General features: G+C 61.9%; 3 protein-coding genes. All 3 read right to left on the minus strand.

The annotated features are described in order from the left end of the window. Window positions 1-1320 (minus strand): aconitate hydratase (locus ACY69P_RS15100; RefSeq protein WP_462328071.1); only part of this gene is annotated, 1320 nt, incomplete at its 3' end. 56 nt (window positions 1321-1376) lie between these two features. Then, the gene (locus ACY69P_RS15105; protein WP_404843291.1) at window positions 1377-1646 is read right to left on the minus strand and encodes a hypothetical protein; all 270 of its coding nucleotides are present in this window, start codon (window positions 1644-1646) and stop codon (window positions 1377-1379) included. Beyond that, window positions 1609-3279: a chorismate mutase gene (locus ACY69P_RS15110; RefSeq protein ID WP_462328072.1), complete on the minus strand. Its 1671-nt coding sequence runs from the start codon at window positions 3277-3279 to the stop codon at window positions 1609-1611. The genes ACY69P_RS15105 and ACY69P_RS15110 overlap by 38 nt, the downstream gene beginning before the upstream one ends. Window positions 3280-3667 lie beyond the last annotated feature (388 nt).

Genomic DNA, 3667 nt, shown 5'->3' on the forward strand with positions numbered 1-3667 from the left:
CTCGGGCGGGAAGATGAACAAATGCCGAATATCGGGCGTTTCCGCGGGCAGTTCGGGCTTCGCCGGGGCATCGCCCCACTCGGCCGGGTCCGTGAATGCGCCATTGAGCGCAGCCATTGCGGCAGTCTGCGGGCTGGCAAGATACACCTGCGCATCCTGCGTGCCACTGCGGCCCTCAAAATTGCGGTTGAACGTCCTGACGGACACCCCCGCGCTGACAGGCGAACCGCCCATACCGATGCAAGGGCCGCACGTACACTCCAAAAGACGCGCACCGGCGGTGACGAGGGGCGCAATAAGCCCTTCCGCCGCCAGCATGTTGAGCACCTGCTTGGAGCCGGGCGAAATGAGCAGGTCCGTCTCGCGGGCGGCCTGCTTGCCCTGCAGCATCAGCGCCACGGTCTTGAGGTCCGCGTACGAGGAATTCGTGCAGGAACCAATGGCCGCCTGATCAACCCGCATTCCGGCCAGCTCACGCACAGGGACCACGCGGTCCGGCATGTGCGGCTGGGCGACAAGGGGTTCCAGTTCGGACAGGTTGACTTCCACTGTCTCGTCGTAGGTGGCGTCCGCGTCGGCGACGCACTCGCGCCAATCCTGCTCACGCCCCATGGCGGCGAGGAATTGGCGGGTGACGTCGTCGGAGGGGAAGATGGACGTGGTTGCGCCCAGCTCTGCCCCCATGTTGGTAATGGTGGCGCGTTCCGGCACCGACAGCGAGGCAACGCCGGGACCGCAATATTCCATCACCTTGCCAACGCCGCCCTTCACGGACAGCTGGCCGAGCACGTGCAGGATGACGTCCTTGGCCGAAGCCCAGCCCGTAAGCTGGCCGGTCAAGTACACCCGCACCACGCGCGGCATGGCGATGTAGTACGGCTCGCCCGCCATGGCGAGGGCAACGGAAAGGCCGCCCGCCCCCATGGCCAAGCTGCCAAGGCCGCCACCGGTTGGCGTGTGGCTGTCGGAGCCGATGAGAGTAGCACCCGGAACGGCGAAGTTCTCAAGGTGCAGCTGATGGCAGATGCCGGTTCCCGGAGGCGAGAACACAATGCCGAATCTGGCCGCTACGGTTCGCAGATACCTATGGTCATCCGGATTTCGAAAGCCCATTTGCAGGGTGTTATGATCCACATAGCTCACGGAGAGCTGGGTCTTGACGCGGTCAAGGCCCATGGCTTCAAACTGCAAATGCGCCATCGTACCGGTGGCGTCCTGCGTCAGCGTCTGGTCGATGCGCAGACCAACCTCGGCGCCGGGCGTCATATCGCCGTCCACACGGTGCGCGGCGATGATCTTCTGGGTCAGATTCTGGGGCATGCGTCTACCTCTCGGGCTGGAGCGCGACCCGGATGGGCCGCACGGAATACCGGTTCCTAGTGAAGAACCCCGTTCTCGGCCACTGCCATGCGCAGTCTATTCATGCGGCGCTTGCGGATTTCCATTTCCGTATCAAGGCGCAGCTTGTCCTGCTGCAGTCTGTGAATATCCTGTGCAAAGAAGACTCCCTTCTCGAAGTCCTCTTCGCTGCGGAGTTTGCGAATCTGTGCTTCAACCGTCTCCTTTTCGAGCTTGAACTGGTCAAACTCCTGAGACAGCTGTTCCATATCAGCCGATTCGCACACGTCGTCCTTTCTTTCGTCCATCGTCTTCAGGCTCCTTCTTGTCCGTTTGCGGCTCAAAACCGTTGACATAGAGCTGCCAGAACTCCGGCCAAACAGCGGAAAGCCCGCCGGGATTCGCCAGCTTGATGCCCGGTGCGGCGTACGAGGCCAAAGCAAGACCCATGGTCCACTCCGGTGCGGGGCTCACCCACGCCTCGGCGCTCTCGTCCCACGTGCTGCCCTTGGGGGATGCGGCAACAACCACCTTGTTCGGCTTCACGCGGACAAAACGACCCAGACGGTCACCAAGTTCCATGGCCGACGTGCCGTCAAAATCATCCGCAACGCGAATGCGCGCGCCAGAGTGCGACGCCAAGCCGGCAGCAAGGGCCAGCGGCGCAAAAATCGGGCACTCCGTCACGTCCAGGTCAATCTCTTCCGGGCGCTCGCTAAGCTCCGCCGTGATGCCGCTCTTGGAAACCTTCACCTCAAGGCCAAGGCTTTCCAGCAACGTCACAGCGCTTTCAGCATCGACGTCCTTCTTGGGCCATGCGCCGTCGAGGTGCACGCGTCCGCTGCCAAAGTGCGGCGCAGCCAGAAGCGACGTGCACAGCACAGGATCCAGCGGGAAGGTTACGCTCTGGGGCATGGCCAAGTTTGCGCGGTCCACGGAGAAGGAGTCGTCCGTCAACGAACACGGCACGCCGCAGTCCTTGAGGATGGCGGCAACACGGGCCAGAAGCCCCTTGTCGTCAAACTCCTCATCCCACGTAAAGCCAATGCCGTCCGGGTAGGTGGGGCCAAACAGCGCAATGGCTGCTGCGGCTTCAGCCGGGAAATTCTCAGGAATGCGGAAGCGGTTGGTGGTCATGCCACCACTTTCCATGCGCACCGGCACGCCATTGGAGTGCGGCTCCAGAGAGGTCAGGCGCACACCAAGGCCAGAGAACACATGCGCCACAGGGCGCAGGTCCATCACCTTCAGTGCGGTGCCGCCGCTGAACATGGAGATGCCCGGTTCAGGCAGCGCCATGGCAAGCAGCATGAAGAAGTTCAGGGGGTCGCCGCCGGCAAACACCGTCTTGCCGTGGAAATCAGGCTTCTGACCGGCTGCGGTCACCTTGCCCTTTTCACGCGACATGGATGCGCCAGCACCGTTCAGGCCCTTCACCAGCTCCACAAGCGGGTCATTGAGGACGATGGGGGCAATTTCGCACGTTGCGCCCGTCGCGCCAGCAATGGCCGTCCACATGCGGGATTCCTCCAGAGCGGAGGGACCGGGCATGGTCAGGTCGAGCGGTGCACGGCGGGGACGCATGGTAAACGTCTGCTCGCCCTCTTCGCCACCCTGCGCAAAGGAATACGCAAGGCCATTCGCCAAGTTAAACATTTTACGCATGGTCGTCGTGTCAAAGCCATGCCGGGAGACAAGGCCGTCCCACGCGCGGCGCATGCGCTTTTCCTGCGTCGGGTCCACAAGGGCCTTGCCCTTGCGCTTGCGCGTTCCGGCAGCCTTGGCCAAAAGCCGCGTACGGCGGGCCAAAAGGCTGGTCAGCTGGTGATCGAGGTCAACCAGCTCGTCCGTAATGGAGCGCTTGTCCCTATCCTGAGGGCCGCGCTCAAAGCGCGTCCCGTCACGTTTCGTGAATTTCTTGTCGTTCGTATAATTACTCATAAATTTTTTCCGGTATGCAGAAAGGAAGTCCACCTATCTATCCTAACTCCAACCGGGGAGCAAGTGCAGAGCAAGCCGTATCAAGGCTTGCGCCACAAAAATGCACCCCGTCAGAGCCACCCGCGACACACTCAAGAGCGCTAACCTCCTCCAGCGCTGTACCAGTTGCACCAGTACCCACACCCCGCCTTCAAACCGCCCCTGCAGTATACGCGTCACGCACTGCCCTTCAAGGTTTGTTGGGGTGGTGTGGGATGTATGGGGAGGCGAGGGGGAAAAAGTGGAAAATTGGGTGGCGGTGTATGAGGGCGTGGTGGGGGTGAGTGGTGTCGAGTTGGAGAGATGGAGTTGTTGTAGGGATGGGGGCGGGGATCAGGGAAGGTGGAAG

This window comes from Desulfobaculum sp. (assembly GCF_054921475.1).